Here is a 20,917-nt window from a genome sequence, read left to right as displayed (position 1 = left end):
ATGTGTTACCGTCTGGGACCAAAGTTTTTTATACAAAAAGACTCCCGTCCTTTCCGATTCAAAGGACGAGAGCCCGTATCTCCCGTGTTACCACCTTACTTCACAGCTGTCTCACGGCAGCTGCCTTTGTCGGTATCCAAAACCTCTGAATACCCTGACGCTGTAACGTTCGTCTCTTACGTCGCAGCCTACTAAAAACGTGCATCATAGTTCTTCTGCCGCCCGTTTTATTCGGTGCGCAACTCCAGGATGTATTCGAATCGTACAGAACCTGCATGCGCCTCTCATCTGCCGGCTGCTTTCTGTCCGCGTTTTTGTACGTCTACTTGTTCCCTTCCAAGCCTTTTTCCATGTTCCATAGTATAAACGGTGATTCGAAATCTGTCAAGACTTCTGCTTTCCGTTTTTTCATCTATTTTTAATATCCGCGGTCCTGATCCATCATATACAGGAGTGCGTTGCAGATGCACGCCGCGATATTGCTGCCGCCTTTTCGTCCGCGTGCCACGATATACGGGATATTGGTCTGCATAATCAGTTCTTTGGACTGTACCACATTGACAAAGCCGACCGGAACTCCGATGATCAGCGCCGGTTTTATTTTTCCTTCCCCGATCAGTTCATAGAGGCGGACCAGTGCCGTCGGCGCATTTCCAACCGCAATAATCAGCTTTTTATCCAGCTCCGCCGCTTTTTCCATGCAGGCTGCCGCGCGGGTGCTTCCGGTTTCTTTTGCTCTTGCCGCAACATCTTCGTCTGACATAAAGCAGAGCGCTTCACCGCCGTGGCGCGCAAGCACCTTTTTGTTGATGCCGGATCTTGCCATCTGCGTATCCGTCACAATGCAGGCTCCCTCCCGGATCGCCTCGATGCCTTTTGCCACCGCATGCTCCGAAAAGCAGAGATTATCCGCATAATCAAAATCCGCACTTGTGTGGATACACCGCTTTACAACCAGTTCCTGATCCTCTGGAAACGTTCTTCCGTTTAATTCTTCCGTGATAATTTCAAAGCTTCTCTTTTCAATCTCGTGCGGGCTTACCTGCTCCAGTTCTATCTTCATCTTTATGCCCCTTCTTCCAGAATTTGATAAATCTTCTTCATGTCGAGATGCTCGCGCAGCGCATCTGCGAGAATATCGTACTGTGTCTCTTTGAATGTCTGGTAATCGACACCGTGAATCTGCTCCATGGCAATTCCCTTATTCTTTGCAAGTGCTTCCACGATCCGCTCGGCAACTTCTTCTTTGTCGAAAATGCCGTGCACATACGTACCGTACACATTTCCTTTCTGTGCACCGTCCAGCTTATCCGAATCAGCACGGTTCTGATCATCGATGAACGTGAATGCTTCTGTTTCTTCTTTCCGCACCGTTTCTCCCATATGGATTTCATAGCCCTCGATCCGGGTTCTCTCGATCCCGGCAAGAACGCCTTCTGTTTTTCCAAAAGCGCCCTCCGCGCGGGTTCTCGTCTTCTCACCGGCAAATACGGTATCCATCGGCAGGAGTCCCATTCCTTTGATCGTTCCGCCGGCTTCGACATGCAGCGGATCGCTCAGCGTATCTCCGAGCATCTGGAAGCCGCCGCAGACACCGAAAATTACTTTTCCGGCCGCAGCCGCCTTCAGTACGGCCGCTTCCAGACCATTCTGACGCATCCAGAGCAGATCCTCCATCGTGTTTTTCGTTCCAGGAAGCAGAATCATATCCGGATTTTTCAGTTCGGAGACAGAGCTTACGTAGCGGAGTGATACGCCTTCGATCCGCTCGAACGGGTTGAAATCGGTGAAGTTTGAAATACGCGGGAGACGGATGACCGCAAGGTCAATGAGACCGATCTCCTCTTTTCTGGTGAATCGCTCGGTCAGACTGTCCTCGTCTTCCACTTCGATGTGGAGATACGGCGCCACGCCGACCACCGGGATGTGTGTTTTTTCTTCCAGCATCACAACGCCCGGGTCCAGGATGGTTTTGTCCCCGCGGAATTTGTTGATAATCAGACCCTTGATGCGGTCGCGCTCATCCGGCTCTAAAAGCTCTACGGTACCGTAAAGCTGAGCAAAAACGCCGCCGCGGTCAATATCTCCGACGAGGAGCACCGGTGCATCCACAAGCTTTGCCATTCCCATATTGACGATATCATCGGCTTTCAGGTTGATCTCCGCCGGACTTCCGGCTCCCTCGATCACAATGATATCATACTGTTCTTCCAGTGCATGGTACGCTTTCATGATGTCCGGGATCAGCTCTTTTTTGTGGGAAAAATATTCCCGCGCACTCATGTTTCCCAGTACCTCACCGTTTACAATCACCTGCGAACCGGTGTCATTCGTCGGCTTTAACAGAATCGGGTTCATCAAAACGGACGGTTCGATCCCGGCCGCTTCCGCCTGCATGACCTGTGCACGTCCCATCTCAAGGCCTTCTCTCGTAATAAACGAATTCAGCGCCATATTCTGTGATTTGAACGGCGCTACACGGTATCCGTCCTGATGGAAAATCCGGCATAAGCCCGCCGCAAGCAGACTCTTTCCCGCATTTGACATCGTTCCCTGTATCATAATTACTTTCGCCATCGTTTTTCCTCCTAAAACCACTGCAGAATCTGTGAAACGGCTTCTGTCAGAATCTGGTTTTCTTCATGTGTGCGTACGGCTGCACGGTAATATCCGTCGGCAAGGCCCGGGTAGTTGGAACAGTCGCGGATCAGAATGCCGCCTTTTTCCAGCCGTGCGGCAAGTCCTTTCGGTCCCTCAAAGAACAGATAATTTGCACAGGAATCCCATACGGTAAGACCTGCTTTTTCCAGTTCTGCTTTCATCCAGGCGCGTTCTTTTCCGATCAGTTCCCGTGCTTCTTTGACGTAAGCATCCTCGTTCAGGGCGGCAAGGCCTGCCATCTGCGCCGGAGTCGAAACATTCCACGACTGCATGCTGCGGCTGATCCGATCCAGCAGATCCTCGTCGCTGCAGAGCAGATAGCCAAGACGCAGGCCCGGCATTGCGTAAATCTTTGTGAACGCACGCAGAATCAGCAGATTCGGATATTCGTCCAGTTTTCCCTGCATCGTCACTTTTTCCGGCTCCGGCAGAAATTCTATGAAACACTCATCCAGCACCAGATAGATGTTACGCTCCCGGCAGTTATCCAGGATCTTTAAAAGAAGCTCCTGCGGAATCGTAAGGCCGGTTGGATTATTTGGATTACATAAAAAAACAAGATCCAGATCGTCGGTCAGATCATCGCAGAAATCGTCCTGTAAAAGAAAGCCTTTTTCCTTTTGCAGCGGATACATACGGATAAAACACCCTGCCGCTGAAAGTGCTGCTTCATACTCTGCAAATCCCGGCGCTGCAATCAGCGCTTTTTTCGGGCGGAGAGCCTGTGTCAGGGCAAAAATAAGCTCCGCGGCGCCGTTTGCAAACAGGATATTTTCTTCTGGAAGCTGCTCCTTTTCCGACAGTGCCCGGGTCAGGTCCCGGCACAGTGCGTCAGGATACTGTTCCACCGATTCCGCGCTCTTTCTCACCGCCTCTTTCACACTTTCCGGAGCTCCAAGAGGATTGACATTCACAGAAAAATCGACTCTGCATTTTTTCGTGTAAATGTCTCCTCCATGTGGATTTTGTCTCATACCATATGCCTTCCTTTCTCTTTTCCGTTGTGTTTCTATCTTCTCTTTTTACAGAAATAAAAAGAGCGCGCGGATTCCCGCAAAGAACACCAGTCCGAGGAACGAGGTCAGATACATCAAATGATTTGCTCTTTTGATATCTTCCGCCTCGACCGGGCGGATGTCATCGCCGATCGTTGGTTTCTTTACGACTTTGCCGAAATACACGGCATCTCCGGCAAGCTGTACTTCCAGCGCCCCTGCCATAACTGCTTCTGTCTGCGCAGAATTTGGGCTGGCGTGGCAGTAACGGTCGCGTTTGTAAATTTTTTCTGCATTTTTCCAGTTCATGCGCTCGCATGCAGACGCAAGAATCATCAGCCATGCGCTGATTCTCGCCGGTATGTAATTGACGACATCGTCCAGCTTTGCCGCACACCGTCCAAAATACAGATATTTGTCATTTTTGTATCCCACCATGGAATCCATGGTATTGATGGACTTATACAGAAAGCCTAATGCCGGTCCGCCGAGGGCAAGAAAGAGGAGCGGTGCAATGACACCGTCCGACGTATTCTCCGCGATCGTTTCCACGGCAGCTTTCGTCACTCCTGTTTCCGAAAGATTTTTCGTATCACGTCCTACGATCATGGAAACCGCATAGCGCGCCCCCGGAAGATCGTTTTCTTTTAATTTCTGATAGACCTTCATGCTCTCATCCTTCAGGCATTTCGTTGCCGGAATCTGCCAGCACCAGAGAACCTCCAGAAGGAAGCCGATGACCGGATGAATTTTAAATGCCGCAAAGAGCAGCAGTGCCGGAACACCGTATCCCGCCAGACAGACGAGGATCACGAGAAAAACTCCTCCGGCAAGCTCTCCCTTTGGCGTTTTCGGAAATACCTTCCGCAGCCATTTTTCCAGCAGGGCAATGAGATTTCCGATCACACGGATCGGATGGTACAAAAAGGAGGGATCTCCAAGCAGCAGGTCCAATCCATAGCCCACAATCAGGGCTGCTAATGCTGTTTTCATCTTGTTTTCTCCTGTTCTTTCCGGTAAGAAACACACTGCTCCAGAAATTCCAGTGCGAGGTGCGGACTTGCCATATAGTAAAGATGCGGGAATCCCGCCATCATCCGTTTTGTCGCATGAATGCATTCCCAGTTCCGCTTCCGCAGCGGTTTTGCCGCATGCCATGCACTTCCGCAATCTGTGCTGTCAAAGTAATGGAACTCATGGCCGCGCACCGGATTTCCGCCGTTCCGAAAGGTATCTTTCGTGTTTGGCGTGAGGGTGATATAGCCGAATCTTCCCAGCTTTTTTGTCCGGTAAACATTTCCCGGAACAGCCTGTACCATAGGATACACATTTCCATCCATATCCTCCATGGATTCTGACAGGTACATATAACCGCCGCATTCTGCAAGAACCGGCATTCCCTGACGGATGTTATCGCGGATCTTCGTTCTCATGGTCTGGTTTTCCGAAAGCTCTTCTGCGTGCAGCTCCGGGTAGCCGCCGCAGAACAGAAATCCGTCTGTATTCTTTGGCGGCTCCGCATCGGAAAGCGGCGAAAAATATTCGATTTTGGCTCCAAGTGACGCGAGAAGCTCCAGATTATCCCGATAAAAGAAACAAAATGCTTCATCCTTTGCAACGGCAAGAATCGGCTTCGCAACACGCACCTTGGCGGCTACTTCGCTTTCTGTCACCTTACGCAGGACTTCCGGCATTTTTCCCGAGAGCTCTTCTGCCCCTTCTGCAATCGCAAGAATTTTTTCAAAATCCAGTGTCTTCTGCAGTGTTTCTGCAAGCAGATTGACCTGCTCCTGCAGATTTTCCACCTCATCCGGCATCACAAGGCCGAGGTGGCGGCTTTCTAAGTGGCATTCCTTCAGTTCCGGCACAAAGCCGACACAGGAAATGCCAAGTTCTTTTTCCGCCATCGGCGCGATCTCCCGGTACAGCATCTCTGACATCCGGTTAAAGATTACACCGGCGATCCGGCTGTCCTCTTTGTACTGCAGGTATCCCTTGATAAAGGCAAGCGCTGAAACGCTCATGCCTTTGGCATCGACAACCAGAAGAACCGGCGTTTTTGTCATACCGGCGAGATCGTAGGCGCTGCCTTTGGTAGAAATTCCGCCAAGACCGTCGTAATACCCCATAACGCCTTCCAATACGGAAATGTCATGACCCGCTGCATGTTTGCAGAACAGATACTGTGTTGTTTCTTCCTCTGTGAAAAACGGATCCAGATTACACGACGGGGCGCCGATTACCTGTTCGTGAAACATCGGATCGATATAATCCGGGCCGCATTTAAACGCTGCGGGCTGCTTTCCCATCTGCTGCAGTGCACGGAGCAGTCCGCAGGTGATCATCGTTTTCCCGCTTCCGCTCCTTCCTGCTGCCAGCATGATTCTTGGTGCTTTCATTCTTTGGCACCTCCCTGGGCTGTAAAGATATAAACCGGATTCTGGGCAATCATCAGATGGCTTCTTCCGGCCTTTTTCGCATTGGAAGCCTGCAGGCAGACGATTTCCGGCTCTTCAAACGCAAGTTTTTTGAAACACGATGCTGCCTCCGCTAATGTTTCCACGGTTACTGTATTTAATACCACGCGGATGTTCGGATTCTTCCGCAGGAGCAGTTCCAGAATCTCTTTTAAGTTTCCGGCAGACCCGCCGATAAATGCATGCGTCGGAACCGGGAGTGCTTCGAGTGCTTCCGGTGCAGTTCCCTCAATAATTTCCAGATGATCCACTGCAAATTTCTTTTTATTTTCCTGCAGAAGTGCAACGGCTGCCGGATTTTTTTCTATCGCATATACCTTTCCCTGTGCTGCACGAAGCGCCATCTCAATCGAAACAGAACCTGTGCCCGATCCAATATCATAGACAACAGAATTCGAAGAAAGCTGCAGATGAGAAAGAGATGCATTGCGCACTTCCCGCTTGGTCATCGGTACTTTGTCACGCAGAAATACTTCATCTGCCATGCCGGCTGTAAACTCCGGTTCCGGATTCGGGTTTTCAAACAGAAGAACCGCAAGCGGAGCAAACTCCATTTTAGCAAGTTCGAATGGGGTTCCTGTCACAATCTGTTCTTCCGGATACGACAGATCCGTTCCCACATGCAGCACAATCTGCTCCCAGCCGTACGAACTTAACGTCTGGCAGATTTCCCTGACACTGCCCTTTCCGCCGGCGATCGCCAGAGTTTTCCGGTTTCGGCGGACCGTCTCCAGAAAGTTGCAGTGCTGCCCGTGCAGGCTCACAAATGCTGCATCCTCCCAGGACACTCCGATTTTGGCACAGAAATAAACCAGCGAAGAAATTCCCGGCTCTACACGGACAGAAAAATCCGCATCTTCCGCAAGGACGGCCTGAAGTTTCTTTGCTCCGCTGTAAAAGCCGACATCACCCGACTGCAGAAGAACAATCTTTTCATATTCCGGGTGCGCCTTCAGATACTCGTAAATCTTTTCCGGGCTGTATTCTGCAAGCATTGGCTTCTGATATTTTTCTACTGCTTTTGTCATGCGTCCCGCACCGATCAGCACATCCGCCTGCTCACACGCGTCTACGAGCGCCAGCGTCATCTGTGCTTCTGCACCAGGTCCGATTCCGGCGATCACGACGTCCCGTTTCACGGACAGATCAAATTTTTCAACGAGATACCGCTTGACCTCGTCCTCCGAGAGTCCTTCTTCCTCTTTCGGACGGCCGATCAGAACGACACGGACACCGGCCTTTTTGGCTGCCTCAATTTTTTCTTCAAAGCCGCCGTTTCTTCCGGATTCCTTCGTTACCATCCATTCGGCATGGAACGACTGCAGCATTGCAACGTTCATGTCCATAGAAAACGGTCCCTGCATGCCTATGGTATGTGCGGCATCAAATCCAAGTTCCGCGCAGGATGCAATTACGCCTGGCAACGGCAGCACCCGGGCATACACACGGTTTTTATAATCCGGAAGCTCTGCAAATTTTGCGAGTTCCTTGCTTCCTGTTGTCACCAGAATCTTTCCCTCTGTGCCCGCCAGATACGATACCGCTTCTTCTGTCGTATCGACCATGACGCAGGATGGATCTGCCGCAAGCGACGGCCGCAGCAGCCGAAGATACGTTTTTCCTGCTTTTTCACATGCAGACCGGATATTTTCCGACACAAGATCGGCATACGGATGGGTTGCATCGATAACCATTTCCGGCTGTTCTTCGCCAAAAAGCTGTTCCATCTCTTCTTCTGTCAGTCTTCCGCTTCGAACCGTCAGGGCACCGCCCTCCTCGATCCGGCACTTGCCGTATTCTGTCGCCGTACAGGCAAGGGATGCAATCTCATATTTCTTCAGAAAACTGCAGATTTCCCGGCCTTCCGTCGTTCCGGCAAAGACGATTACTTTATTCATAGCGATATCCCCTCGGCGTTACCATGTGATCCCGGATTTCCTTTGTCTGACTGTTTCCGATAAATACCGTCGTAAACATATCCACTTTTGTATTGCGAAGTTCTGCAAGCGTCATGGTCCGGCTCGTCTCCCCGTCTCTTCCGATCTGGCTTACGATTCCGCAGACGGTTTCCGGCGCTTTGTAACGAAGCATCAGATCACACGCTTTTTCCAGATAATCCGCTCTCTTATGGCTTCCCGGGTTATAAAGACAGATGACAAAATCCGCTTCCGATGCCAGCAGAAGACGTTTTTCAATTTTCTCCCACGGTGTCAGAAGATCGCTCAGGCTGATCAGGGCGAAATCGTGGATCAACGGTGCACCAAGAACGGCAGCGCCTCCCGTTGCGGCGGTCACGCCTGGAATTACCTTAATTTCAATATCAGGCCATTCTTCCGAAAGCTCATACATCAGACCTGCCATACCGTAAACGCCGGCATCTCCGCTGCAGATCATAGCAACCTGTTTTCCCTCTGCCGCAGTTTCAAATGCCAGACGGCAGCGCTCCACCTCTTTCCGCATCGGCGTCGTCAGAAATTCTTTTCCTGCAAAATGTTCTTTTACCAGATCCACATAGACGGTATAGCCGATGATCACATCGCAGTTCCGCAGCGCATCCGCCGCCTCGATCGTCATTTTTTCATATGCTCCGGGGCCGATGCCCACGACAAAAATTGTACTCAAAATACTGCCCTCCAGTCCGCCGCAGCCAGTGCAACTGTTACACCGTCCGCTGCCTTTTTTTTCTTTATCAGTCTGCCGCCGGCGAGAACTGCGCTGCGCTCACAGACATTGTCAATTCCTGTAATCTTCTTCACAAACGGAGACGGCGTAAATTCCCCCTCCGCCGTTTCCAGTTCTTCTGCAGAAAAGGTCCGGTACTGCCAGCCATACTTTTCCACCAGCTGCAGAATTCCCGGCTCCTGCGCTTTCAGATCAATACTTGCCGCCTGTCGAACTGCTTTTGGAGAAATCCCGGCCGCCGCAAGTGCCGCAAGAACCTTTTCTTCAATCCGGCCGGCCGGTGTATTCTTCTTACAGCCGATGCCGACGGTGATCACCTTCGGGATCAGGTGAAGTGTTCTCTCATATGGCGAATCCTCTTCCGATGTGGTAATGCAGATTCCCATCGACGGTTTTGCCACCTCTTCCGGGATCAGTTCCTCCGGTTTTGTTCCCTTCACCGGAAAACGGCTGCAGAATCCAACCGTTTTTCCGTCCACCAGAAGCGCCGCTGCCTCTTTTGCCAGCTCCATCTCACAAATTTCACAATGATTTTTTACAGCAAAGACATCGACCGCAAACTTGTGATTGACATCCGTTGCCGTTGTAATGACCGGAACCGCACCCGTTACAGCTGCAACTTCTTCCGTCAGCTCGTTTGCTCCGCCGATATGGCCGGAAAGTAATGAAATCACAAACTTTCCCTGTTCATCCATACACAGAACCGCCGGATCTGTCTTTTTACTTTTCACGTACGGTGCAATACTGCGCACCGCAATCCCGCACGCCCCGATAAACAAAATCGCATCCATTTTCTGAAACATACGCTCTGTCCATGCAGGAAGCGACGGTGCAATCGCAGGAATTCCCGCTTCTTTCCCGTACTTTTCCAGTGCATATCCTTCACAGCTGTGTTTTTTCAGTGCCGCACAGAGTTTTTGATTCCAGACGCATCCGTTTCTTGTAAAACTTGCTATGGCTATTTTCATCTTATTTTTCTGCCTCTCGGAATTCGGTGGTAAACGTCGGATTGTACAGATCACTTCTGCGGTAATTTCCCTGGGAAACGGCATTTCCGATGATCATCAGCGCTGTCTTGGTGATCTGGTTCTTTTTCGCCGTCTCGGCAAGTGTTCCAACGGTGCAGACGAACGTCTTCTCCTCCGGCCAGGTTGCTTTGTAAACGATCGCTGCCGGAGTATCTGCCGTATAGCCGCCTGCAATCAGCTCACGGGAAAGTTCCTCTAAGAGTCCCGTGCTTAAGAATACAACCATCGTTGCCTGATGTGCCGCAAAAGACGCAATGCTCTCCCGCTCCGGAACCGGTGTTCTTCCGGCCATTCTGGTGATGACAACACTCTGGGAGATATCCGGCAGCGTATATTCCATTTCAAGGGCAGCAGCCGCTCCGCAGAAAGAGCTGACACCCGGACAGTCATCGTGAGCGATTCCAAGGGCATCGAGCGCATCAATCTGTTCGCGGATTGCACCGTACAGGCACGGATCTCCCGTGTGGAGTCTTGCCACAGTCTGACCTTTGCTTTCGGCCTCTTTCATAACATCAATCACCTGCTCCAGCGTCATGGTTGCACTGTTATATACCACACAGCCCTCTTTTTTCAGATCCAGTAGTTCCGGATTGACAAGAGAACCTGCATAAATGATAATGTCCGCCTCACCAAGCAGCTTCTGTCCTCTTACCGTAATCAGATCCGGGGCTCCGGGGCCCGCTCCAATAAAATGTACCATCTATTTTTTCCTCTTTTCTTTTACAATAATCAGTGAATAGTAACTTGCCTGGTCCGGGATTTCTTCCGCGCTGAAATACTTCTGTTCCGTATCCATGCCGCAGTTTTCTACCATCACCGCCCGGCAGTTCTTTTCCTTCAGGAACTGTTTCACAGCCGGCATCTTTTTACCCGCTTTCATCAGAACCTTTGTTCCTGAAAGTTCCAGTGCATCTTCAATCTGATAAGACGCCGGAATCACATGCAGTTCTTCGGAATTTTCCACCAGTCCCTCGGAAAGAGATGCTGCTGCCGCGCAGAACGATGTAACACCGCTTACAATTCTCGCATCGTAACCGTCTTCCAGTACCCGTCTGTGTACATAAAGGTAGGTAGAATACACGGTTGGATCTCCGAGTGTCAGAAATACTACGTTTTTTCCTGCATCCAGCAGCTCCTCTATTTTTTCTGCACCGCGCCGGTGATTTTCCTCCAGTTCTTTGGCATTCTTTGTCATCGGCATTGGAATAGCAACGAGCTCTTTTTCCGCCAGTTCCGGCACTGCCTGAACAGCAATCTGGTAGGCAATGCTCTCTTCCGGTTTCTCTCCTGGTACTGCAATCGTATCATTTTCCCAGATCAGACGGACGGCCTTTAACGTCATAAGCTCCGGGTCTCCCGGTCCGATTCCTGTTCCAAATAAAATTCCTGTCATTTTGTTTTTACTCTTTTCTGTTTTCTTTTTCTTCCTGCTCCCGCAGGCGCTCCAGAAGTTCTCCCGCTCCCGGGGTTTCCCCAAGCAGGCCCTCATTGCTTGAAAAAACAATCGCCTCCGTCTGCACTCTGCCCTCAATATGGTAATTCATGTAAAAAGCAATTTTTTCTGTCACTTTTTCCATGGTCTCTTTCAGGCATCCTGCTTCCTTTAAAATCTGCACCGCTTCTTCCGTCGTTCCGGTCTCCAGCAGTTTTTTTGCCAGTGCAAGATCCGCCCCTGCACGCACCGCCTGCGCCGTAAGAAGCTCCGCACGGCAGTCTGCCTCGTGGGAATGGGTATTCATAATTCCGCCGGACACCTTGACAAATTTTCCAAGATGTGCCACAAAAAGGATGGCGTCAAAGCCGAGCTCAGCTGCAAATTCCAGTGTTTTTCCGACGTAATTACTGCACTTAACGGAATGGTCTGCACGGACCCACGGATACGTTTTTAAGAAGTCCTGTCCGTAATTTCCCGGTGTCACCAGAAGGACGCGGTCACCCTGTGCTTTCCGCATTTCCATCTCGACGCGGATCGTGGAAATCAGCGCCTCCTCGCTCATCGGCACTACAATCCCGCTCGTTCCAAGGATTGAAATGCCGCCGGTGATGCCAAGTCTCGGATTGAATGTATGCTTTGCCAGTTCTTCCCCTTCCGGTACGGAGATGATAACCTGCAGTGCGCGGAAATCATCGAGTTTTTTCTGAATCTCCTCCACATTCTCGCGGATCATCTGGCGCGGTACATGGTTGATCGCCGCGTTTCCGACCGGCTGATCCAGCCCCGGCTTTGTCACACGCCCGACGCCGAATCCTCCATCGATTACAATTCCCTCTTCTGTTCCAAACGTCACTTCCGCGTAAATCAATGCTTTATCTGTCACATCCGGATCATCCCCGCCGTCTTTTCGGACGGCACAGCTTACTTTTTCGGCACTTCTCCGGATATCCAGCAATTCCAGATTCAGAACAATGCCCTTTGGCGTATGGATTTTCACTTCCTGTATTTCTTTCCCGGAAAGCAGCATAAACGCCGCTCCCCGCGCTGCCGCTGCAGCGCAGGAACCCGTCGTATATCCCATGCGGAGTTTCTTGCTGCCGCGCATAATATATGCATCTTCCAAGCCTGTCCTGCTCATGTTTTTCTCCTTAACAGATCCGGCGGTTTTTCTGCCAGATCACGCGATCTGTTTTATCATAACACACAATGAAAAAATGCTGAACCATTTTCGCATATTTTTTCAAAAAAGATCAATTTTTCCCGGCTGTTTTTCTATCTCAGAAACTTATTCTTTTCCCAGCTTCCTGTTGTTTCAAACTCCGCAGCTCTTCTTTCTGCCTGTTTTACAATTTTTTCATCAATTCCCATATTTCCAAGCAGCGCAATCGCATTCTTTCCTCTTGCCGGCCCCTGTTCCAGGCGATACGGGAAGGAAATACTCTGCGCGGTAATCTGCTCTTCAAAATGATAATTGGTATAGAGATCTTCCAGCAGATACGTCAGTTCAGTATCATGTGTTGCTGCAAGACAGAGCACATTTGCACGGCGCAGGGCAGCAAGCACACTCTCTGACGCTGCAATCCGCTCCGTCGTGTTTGTTCCCCGCAGCACCTCATCAATGACGCACAGAAGCGGTGTTTTTTCCCGGCTTGCCTCCAGAATCCGTTTTAAAGATTTTGCTTCCACAACAAAGTAACTCTCTCCCTGTGCCAGATTATCGCGGAGTGCCATGGATGTCATGATCCGGCACACAACACCGCGGTACCGCTTCGAAAGACTCGTGTTCAGTGCCTGCGCCAGAATCGCATTCACTGCCATGTTTTTCATAAATGTGGATTTTCCCGACGCATTCGAGCCGGTCAGCAGAATTCCGCCCTCCGCATACAAACTGTTTGCCACCGGATGTGTCAGAAGCGGATGATAAAGCTCCTCCACATCGATCCGACAGCCCGCCTTTTTCTCATCCAGGAATTCCGGCCGGCAGTAATACGAAAGGCTCTCCCGGTACGATGCTGCAGACAGTGCAAAGTCCAGGAGTCCAAGATCCTCTGCCATCTGCAGAATCGCTTTTTCATACGATTTCACTCCGGAAACAACCGAAGAATACTCGATCAGATCCAGCAGAAAGAACGTATGAAAGTATGCAAAAATCATGTTTGCTGCACCGCCCTGCGATTCTTTCGTATTCACAAGTGTTCTGCATTTTCTTGTAATCGGACGGAGTTGTTTTTCCTGTTCTTCCAGACGCTTCTGATACATTTCCAGTCCGGAAATTTTTTCTTTTCCAAGTTCCCTGGCTGTCCGCTGCAGCCGCAGGATACAGCCAAACGCTTTTAATGCACTCTCCAGCTTTTTGCTCTCCCTTCCATGCATCAGTCCGTTGCCGACCATAGAAGCAAACAGAACAGCCACACCCAGCGGAGGCAGTACAAACAGCAGTCCAATTCCAAGCACAGCAATACCGGCCATCAGAAGATATTTCCCCTTCTCTCCAGGCTCCGCCTCCATCAGTACGGCTATTTCTTCTGTCGGCGGATTCATCTTTTCTTTTCCCATCAAAAGAAGTGCTTTCTGCACTGCTTCTCTGGCTTTTTGGTTCTCTGCAAAAAGCTTCATCAGCCGTTCCCGCTCTTCCCTGATTTCTGTTGTTGTGACCGGCATCCGAAGCGCCGTGTACAGATATTCTTCCCCGCACACCGACACTGTGTGGTCGACTGTGTCAAAAACCGCATCGAGATCCAGGTCATTCCAGGTAATCGCGTCCACGCAGAAGTTTTCCCCTGCTTTTCGTCTCAGACACGCTTCCAGTTTTTCTTTCTTTTCCCGTGCCGTCCGTTTCTCCTGCTTTTTTCCCCATTTCTTCCGCAGTTGTACCAGCTTCTTTTCCTGTTCATTTCTGTTATTCTGTACCATCCAAACTCCCAGCAGTATCAGAACAACAAAAATTCCTGCTGCCGTGTACAGTTCTTTCATGTCTTATCGCCATCCTTTTTCCTGCTCTGTATCATAAGTCTTTTGATTCTGTCTTATTCTAGCACAGAACCCTCTTCCCTTCCAGATTTTGTTGCAAAAATCATCTCCACCGCCGCATGTACAGCCAGTCTCTGTGAACTGCTGCCGTCACCAATGCAGGTGGAAAGGGTAAGTATCTTTTGAACTTTCTTTTCCTCACCGCTGCCAAAGATAATGCTGTTTTCTTTTCTTTCCTGTACCCATGCATTCCAGTCCGCATCGCTCCATGCTCCCAGCCGGTAAACATCACTTTTGGCATCCGTCTCCTCCACACTCCAAATACGGCACTGCCATGCTTCACCCGGCAAATACAGGTACAGATACGGAAATTCCTGTTCCCACGACGCCTCACGATACTTTTTCAATCCTCCGAACATCGTTCCATCCCGCATATTATGCCCATATAAAATCGTGTGACGTTCAGAAAAATCCTCTGGTGTATCACACGGTGCAAAAATACTGCCGTAAATCCGCTCCCTGCAAAACGCATCGTGTGTCAGATAATATGCGTTATCCTGCCCGTGCGCAACCGGAACATCTAAGGCGCAGCCCGGAATCCAGAGCCACGCGCAGATTTCTCTATTTTTTGATCGAAGTCCTGTAAAATCAATTGTCCGAAACAGATTTTGATCTGTACTGCCCGGTTCCTGCTCCTGCACTTCTTCGCTTTTTTCGTTTTCCTCTTTGTTCTCTTCTTTTTCTTCTCTGACATACATCTCCACCGCTTCTTCCTGTTCTTTTCGAATCTGCCGGCTTACCTGAATCTGCGGCAGATACCAGAAAAAAAGCGCCGCCAATGTCAGAACTGCAATCCCTCTTCTTTTTCTGCTGATTTTTTCTCTCTCCATTTTGTTTTCATTCCACCACCCGAACCGATGGTGGAATGTTTTTCCGTTTTGTTATTCAACCGGAATCCGGTTTTTTACAATACTGTTGTGTCCATAATCATCCCAGCGGTATTTCTGATTTTCAAATACAACCTCACTTTCTTTGGGATGTCCGCAAAGATTTACCGATACCGAAAAGACGCGCGCAGGATCTTTTCCATATGCCGGCTCTTCTAGTTTTTTCACGGTAACATTCTTCGTACCTGTCACCTGCATAAGCGAATACCGCAGCACCTTCTTCTCCTGTACCCGGTAATCGTTTCCTGCCGGAATTCCCCGGATCTGTACCGACTGTTCCGTGTAGCCGTCCTGATCTGTCGTTTTCTCCACCTGTGTTTTTGTAAACGTAAGATAGCATTGGTATGTATGTTCTTTTCCATACAGATCCTTTCCCTTCACGGAAAACAGAAACGTTGGATTTCCATGCGCCCATGTAATCTCATCCGCCTTAATCTTCTTTGTAATCGTCAAGGTTTCACATGCAAGATCCTTCATCGTCACGGTCTGCACTTCCTGTTTTGCCTCCAGCACAAACGAAACCGGTTCTGCCGCAAGGTATCCATCCGGCGCGGCCTCCTCCACAAGGACATAAGAACCCGGCTTTAATTTTTCCAGTTCATGCGGGCCGCTTCCTCCTGAAATCCAGCTGTCCACACGGTTTCCATCCATATCTTTTAATACCAGCTTTGCGCCGGAAATTCGTTTTCCGCTCTCTGCATCTATTTTTTCAATTGTCAGATGTGTTCCATCATTTTCGACCGTCACCGACAGTTCCGATTTACCGTCAATTTTTCCGTTTTCTACCACAAATTCCCGGCATGTGCTGTCCAGCAGAAAGCCCTCCGGAGATGCTGTCTCCTGATAGTACCAGACACCGTCCAAAAGTCCCGTCAGCTCAATTTTTCCATTTGCATCCGTCTTTTTTGTCTCATCAAAACTTCCATCTTTCGTCCAGATATGAAAGGCTGCTCCCTGAAGCACTTTTCCGTCTCCCTGACTTACTTTCTGCAGAACAAAACGGTTCTTCCAGTTTGTAAACGTCAGTGTGATCTGTGCGTTTTGTTCCCCGATCGTTATTTTCTTTTCCGTCGGATCCAGCACATATCCATTTGGAGCCGCCGTTTCCCGCACAAGATACGTTCCGTACTCCAGCCCGTTTTTGAACGCCTCTCCATTTTCATCCGTTTTCAGCACAGCTGCTACCGCCTGATCCGGAAACAGCACTGTTCCGTTTACCGTTGTAATTGCTCCGCTCGCAATCACCTGATATGTTGCACCAGAAAGTACTTTCCCTGAGTTTTCTTCCGTCTTTTTTATCTTCAGTGAGCCTGTTTTTCTTGTGTTTTCTGCCTCCAGATGGATCGTCTGCATGCCTTCCTTGTCAATGGAAAATTCCTGCTCCCAGCTTCCTGCATAACCAGCTGGATTCTTTGTCTCCACAACACGGAATTTTCCATTTTCACTGTCTGTATCCAGAATTCCCTCCAGCAGATAAGAACCCGTTTTTTTCACCCAGTTCATCTTTTTGAATTCACTCCAGGTGTTGTTTTTCCAGCGGTACACGGTAAATTCTGCACCCGAAAGAGCTTCTTTTGTCTCTGCATCCATTTTTTTCACTACAAGATCTCCTACTTTCGACAGATGACAGGGAACGTTCGCTGTGTAACCAAATTCCGAAGTATTCCACGGCACAACAGTTATTCCCGTTTCACGGGATGCTCCATGCCAGTTGTTGTACGTACTGGAAGTATCGTTTACAAAATTATCCGGCCATTTTTTCGGTGCTTTCACTCCGCCGCCGGGACCAGTTACCGCGTCGTTAGTGCCTCCATCATAGAAAATCATCGTCTGGGAATTTCCTTCAAAGGTAACTGTAACCCAGCCTTCCGAATTTTCCGGAGTTGTTCCACCGTCCGGCTCAGAGCCGCGTCTTGCCGACCAGATCGCTTCTGTTCTGGCATCGTAGACGATTCTGGCATCTGCCTCCTTCGTCAGATAGATATGTTCTGTCTCATCAGCCAGATAAAAGCCCTGCTTAAAGTCCAGATCTGAAAGTGTAAAATATCCTTTCACATTCAGCGGATTTCCTTTACTGTCGTAATAAGCAAACCGTACCTTGATCCAGAGCAGACCTTTAATATCAATGACCGGCTTATTGTGGTCAATCGCCACGACTACCGCATCCACGTCCTCATACCCTGATGGTACAACCGTGTTCTGCCAGTCTTCCAGCCAGATCCGCATCGTTACATTTTCCCCGTGGCACTCTCCAACATTCGTATATTCCGCATACATTTTTCCTTTTTTCGACTCCAGCGGCGTGAAGGAACGGAGATTACTCCATCCCTTCACATCGGCCGCCGGCCACCATGTGGAACAGCATTTCGAATGGCTCTCTCCGTTTTTGCAGAACAGATTGTCCCAGGTACTTCCATCTGTACTTCCAAAACGGATTTTTGTCTCACTTCCGATCAGCGGGGTAAAATCATATCGGCCGTCAATAACAGAGTCCGATGATACAACTTCTCCGATTCCGGCTTTCGAAAGAGAAGGAAGACTCGTAAGACTCGAAGCCAGAACATCTTCCCGAAAACAAAATCCCAACAACAGCAGAATTCCTGCGAGAAACCAGAAGCTTTTCTTTGCTCTTTTCATTCTTTCCTCCTTTCAGACCGGCCCGCGGCAAGAAACAGGAAGGCTCCTGTCACGGCAATTCCAATGGGGACCGCTGCTGACGGATCGCGCAGACCTGTTTTTGGCGCGCTGTGCCAGATAGAGGGGCCTTCTTCCTGCGGCAGATCTTCTCCTTCGACAGAAAAAATCCATTTTACCCCGCTTTTCCGAAGTGCCCATTCATTTCCAAGTTCTGACGGCACACGGATTGAAAAACAGATTTCTTTCCGTTCATCTGGACTGCATATTCCAAGACTTTTTGCTGCCCATAGTCCCTCACTCTCTAAATCACCTTCATAAATCACGCTGTCTCCCTCTCGTATTTCCAGTTTCACCTTGGAAAGCAGTTCTTTTTCTGCTTCACTGAGTTCTTCCGGAAGTTCCGTCCGCAGAAAAAATTCTGCACGGCTTGCTGTCGTGTTCACCAGTGTGAACGTATCTTCCCATTCATCTCCCGGCATCAGCACTGGAAAGTTCCGAAAGAAATTGTCGGGTGCCAAGATCAGATTCCGCGCTGCTCCTTCGTACGAAACGGTGAGGAAGCTCTGCTGCGAAACCTCCGAAACGGTATTATCCGCCTCGTGGACACACTGTTCTATTTCCAGTTCTTCTCCCCACGGAGCTTCTGCCGTAAAATCCGGCGTCACATTCGCTGCCTGTACGGCCTCCGCCTGGATTTCAACGGACAGCACCTGTCCCTCCGCCTCACTGGTCCACGCAGATGGAATGGTGATTGTACGGAAAAAATCGACAGATTCCTGCTTTCCCAGCACTTTTGGATAATAATAATACTCTCCTGCTTTCAGCCAGACGTCCTCGATTCCCCCAAGGTCCTCTTCCCCCAGACGGTAATCCTGCGTTTCTTCCTCATCAAACACAGGCTTTACCCGGACATAGCATGGTTCAGCATAATTGGTGATCCGCGGAATTTTTGAAATCACCTGGGAAGGCAGTACAATGCCGTTTTCCGGTCCCTCATACTTCTTTTCTCCATCCCCGTCTTCCTCATATTCCCAGATTCCAATATTTACATCTCCGACAGCTATTTTGTTAATGGTCTCAACACTGCTCCGGTAATATGCATACGTTCCGCTGATTCCCATCAGAAGACTTGCCGCCGCACATCCGATCCTGACGCGTTTTCCTTTCATGTCTGACCACCTCTCTCATAAGCATCCCATGCCTCCCGATAGCCGTGAAATACCATATTCCCCTTCTGGATCTGCACCGATTCCTCATAGACCGAAACCTCAAGTTCTTTCTGTTCCATTTCTTTTGCAACGCGGATTCCGGTAAACAATTCCGTCGTGCTTTCGCCTTCTGAAACCGGTTTTTTGTAATAATAGTAGTCATCTTCTCCTTTTACCCAGTTTTCCGTATCAAGTCCCTCAATCGCTTCAATTGGTTCACTGAATATAAGTGCCGCTCGAATATAGCAGGCAACGGAACCTTCATTTCTGATTTTTACTCTCTTTACCACACTTTTCCCTGGCGGTACGGGCGTCGGTGTCGGAAATTCTTCATCGATAGTACTTGTATTATGTCCGAACACCATACGATTCCAGACACTCTCGTGATCTGTAAAATACGCCGAAGTTCCCGGCAGCAGCCAAATGGCTGCCGCCATCGTACACCCGGCCGCACCCGCAAGGAAAAACAGCCGTTTCGTCTTTTTCTTCATCTTTTGTCCCCCAGAAAACTGCTTAAATTCCAGGTGCTTCTGTCTGTTCCGGCTCCGACTGCGGTGCCGTTACCTGCCCCTTCTGCCCATTATTCTGATTTACATACTTCTCCCAGGCCTTTGCTGCCCGCTCGGCAGCCGTACTTCCCTCACCGGTATTCAGCGCCTGGATTGCATAATAATTGATCGGAATATCGACCTCTTTTTCATCCAGCTGCCCTTCCACGATATTAGCTGCTGTCACGCTCGTAAATAAAGGATCCGTCGCTTTGCCAGCTGCGAGCACTTCATTGTAGAGATATGTATATACCATCGAATTGTTCTGTTTTTTCTTGTACATCAGCACCCATTTTTTCGAAAGCTGATTCATCGAAAACAGTTCCGTATCGACGGCTGCCCCGCCGTTTAAACGGTTTCCGGATGTATCTGCAACGATCACTTTTGCGATTGGTATGGAAACATCCATATAAACGTAAGAATCATTTTTACCTTTATTTTTGATACGCGGGTCCTTCGGAATCACCTGGGTCGGCACGATATGATTGGTCTTTCCGTCCGGATCTGGTGCGTACGATGGTTCATTTCCTTCGATATCTACTTTTCCCACAACAAACTGGTTCGTCACAGAATCCTTATCCGTCAGATACGCCAGTGTTCCGCCCGCTGCCAGGGCTCCTGTCAGAAGCAGTGATGCTGCCCAGAATACGATTTTCCGCTGTTTTTTCATAGATCAATTCCTCCTGTTTTCCTAAATAATTTTGCTAATTCTTTTTATAACTTGTTTTCCTGCATGATTTTTCTACCGTGCCAAAGCTGCCGGATTGTAAAAAGCATCACCGCTCCCACGGCCAGAAAAAAGAGTGTTCCTCTCTGCCGGAGCCAGACGATACCAAAGCCAAGCCAGGGAAGAGCTACGATCACATTCCCGATCACCTGTTTTTCCAAAACGATGCCTGCATCTTCCTCCGCGTTGGCATCCCCCTTAGTACAGTATCCTTCCTCGCTCTTTTCCACGATCCGGTGTGTCACCACCATATTTCCTCTCCGGTAGGTAATCACATCCCCCGGATTCCATTCCTTCTTCCGTCCATCCACAACCACAACAGATCCCGTCGGGATCTCCGGTTCCATGGACCCGGACAGTACGACATAGGCGCAGAAATACTGCATCAGATACCATCCCGCCGCCAGAAAAAGGAAGGAAAGAAAGCCCTGCAGCCCCAGTTTTCCTTTTGCTTTCATTTGCTCCCTTCCGTCGATGCGGACATCCAGACTGTCATTTTTGCACGCAAAAAACAGAGGATAGCATTTACCCTCTGTCTCAGAATATCCCTGTTTCATTTTCTCTAAAGTTCTTGTAAAAGTGATTTAAACTTACCATAGTCC

18 protein-coding genes are annotated in these 20,917 nt (G+C 49.5%); all 18 read right to left on the bottom strand.

What is annotated here, in order from left to right; translation table 11 throughout:
* Positions 1–418: 418 nt before the first annotated feature.
* Entirely contained in the window at positions 419–1,063 is a 645-nt protein-coding gene (locus DXB83_RS02440) for a precorrin-8X methylmutase (RefSeq protein WP_055218068.1), read from the bottom strand.
* Between the two features lie 2 nt (positions 1,064–1,065).
* Positions 1,066–2,577 carry a cobyric acid synthase gene (locus tag DXB83_RS02435; RefSeq protein WP_117804065.1) on the bottom strand — a complete coding sequence of 504 codons (1,512 nt, stop codon included), beginning with the start codon at positions 2,575–2,577 and terminating at the stop codon, positions 1,066–1,068.
* 11 nt (positions 2,578–2,588) lie between these two features.
* Positions 2,589–3,635, bottom strand: a complete 1,047-nt coding sequence (gene cobD, locus DXB83_RS02430; protein WP_117804064.1) for a threonine-phosphate decarboxylase CobD — start codon at positions 3,633–3,635, stop codon at positions 2,589–2,591.
* 48 nt (positions 3,636–3,683) lie between these two features.
* Complete coding sequence (cbiB, locus tag DXB83_RS02425; RefSeq protein WP_117760334.1) at positions 3,684–4,649, bottom strand: adenosylcobinamide-phosphate synthase CbiB; 966 nt, start codon at positions 4,647–4,649, stop codon at positions 3,684–3,686.
* Entirely contained in the window at positions 4,646–6,055 is a 1,410-nt protein-coding gene (locus DXB83_RS02420; protein WP_117804063.1) for a cobyrinate a,c-diamide synthase, read from the bottom strand. Before DXB83_RS02420 ends, cbiB begins: the two co-directional genes overlap by 4 nt.
* Entirely contained in the window at positions 6,052–8,031 is a 1,980-nt protein-coding gene (gene cobK / locus DXB83_RS02415; RefSeq protein ID WP_117801002.1) for a precorrin-6A reductase, read from the bottom strand. The genes DXB83_RS02420 and cobK overlap by 4 nt, the downstream gene beginning before the upstream one ends.
* A complete protein-coding gene (cobJ, locus tag DXB83_RS02410) occupies positions 8,024–8,755 on the bottom strand; it encodes a precorrin-3B C(17)-methyltransferase (protein WP_022462307.1) in 732 nt (243 codons plus the stop codon). Before cobJ ends, cobK begins: the two co-directional genes overlap by 8 nt.
* Complete coding sequence (locus DXB83_RS02405; RefSeq protein WP_118697225.1) at positions 8,752–9,783, bottom strand: cobalt-precorrin 5A hydrolase; 1,032 nt, start codon at positions 9,781–9,783, stop codon at positions 8,752–8,754. Before DXB83_RS02405 ends, cobJ begins: the two co-directional genes overlap by 4 nt.
* 1 nt (position 9,784) lies before the next feature.
* Positions 9,785–10,543, bottom strand: a complete 759-nt coding sequence (gene cobM, locus DXB83_RS02400) for a precorrin-4 C(11)-methyltransferase (RefSeq protein WP_118697224.1) — start codon at positions 10,541–10,543, stop codon at positions 9,785–9,787.
* Positions 10,544–11,236 (bottom strand): precorrin-2 C(20)-methyltransferase, encoded by a 693-nt coding sequence (cobI, locus tag DXB83_RS02395; protein ID WP_117804059.1) that lies wholly within the window; start codon positions 11,234–11,236, stop codon positions 10,544–10,546.
* Between the two features lie 7 nt (positions 11,237–11,243).
* Positions 11,244–12,416 carry a cobalt-precorrin-5B (C(1))-methyltransferase CbiD gene (gene cbiD / locus DXB83_RS02390; protein ID WP_055226415.1) on the bottom strand — a complete coding sequence of 391 codons (1,173 nt, stop codon included), beginning with the start codon at positions 12,414–12,416 and terminating at the stop codon, positions 11,244–11,246.
* 134 nt (positions 12,417–12,550) lie between these two features.
* A complete protein-coding gene (locus tag DXB83_RS02385) occupies positions 12,551–14,251 on the bottom strand; it encodes a MutS-related protein (protein WP_117509021.1) in 1,701 nt (566 codons plus the stop codon).
* Positions 14,252–14,304: 53 nt separating this feature from the next.
* On the bottom strand, positions 14,305–15,138 hold the full coding sequence (locus DXB83_RS02380; protein ID WP_117509022.1) for a class B sortase: 834 nt from the start codon (positions 15,136–15,138) through the stop codon (positions 14,305–14,307).
* Between the two features lie 51 nt (positions 15,139–15,189).
* A complete protein-coding gene (locus DXB83_RS02375; protein WP_117804058.1) occupies positions 15,190–17,832 on the bottom strand; it encodes a SpaA isopeptide-forming pilin-related protein in 2,643 nt (880 codons plus the stop codon).
* On the bottom strand, positions 17,829–19,001 hold the full coding sequence (locus DXB83_RS02370) for a hypothetical protein (protein ID WP_117509024.1): 1,173 nt from the start codon (positions 18,999–19,001) through the stop codon (positions 17,829–17,831). Before DXB83_RS02370 ends, DXB83_RS02375 begins: the two co-directional genes overlap by 4 nt.
* On the bottom strand, positions 18,998–19,531 hold the full coding sequence (locus tag DXB83_RS02365; RefSeq protein ID WP_022462298.1) for a hypothetical protein: 534 nt from the start codon (positions 19,529–19,531) through the stop codon (positions 18,998–19,000). Before DXB83_RS02365 ends, DXB83_RS02370 begins: the two co-directional genes overlap by 4 nt.
* A 22-nt stretch (positions 19,532–19,553) precedes the next feature.
* Entirely contained in the window at positions 19,554–20,258 is a 705-nt protein-coding gene (locus tag DXB83_RS02360; RefSeq protein ID WP_117760344.1) for a SipW-dependent-type signal peptide-containing protein, read from the bottom strand.
* Between the two features lie 44 nt (positions 20,259–20,302).
* Entirely contained in the window at positions 20,303–20,872 is a 570-nt protein-coding gene (locus DXB83_RS02355; RefSeq protein WP_117760345.1) for a signal peptidase I, read from the bottom strand.
* Positions 20,873–20,917 lie beyond the last annotated feature (45 nt).

It is taken from the genome of Blautia sp. OM06-15AC (assembly GCF_003481425.1).
In the GTDB taxonomy this organism is placed as follows: Bacteria; Bacillota; Clostridia; order Lachnospirales; family Lachnospiraceae; genus Fusicatenibacter; species Fusicatenibacter saccharivorans.
This window is presented reverse-complemented; position numbering and strand designations above follow the sequence as displayed.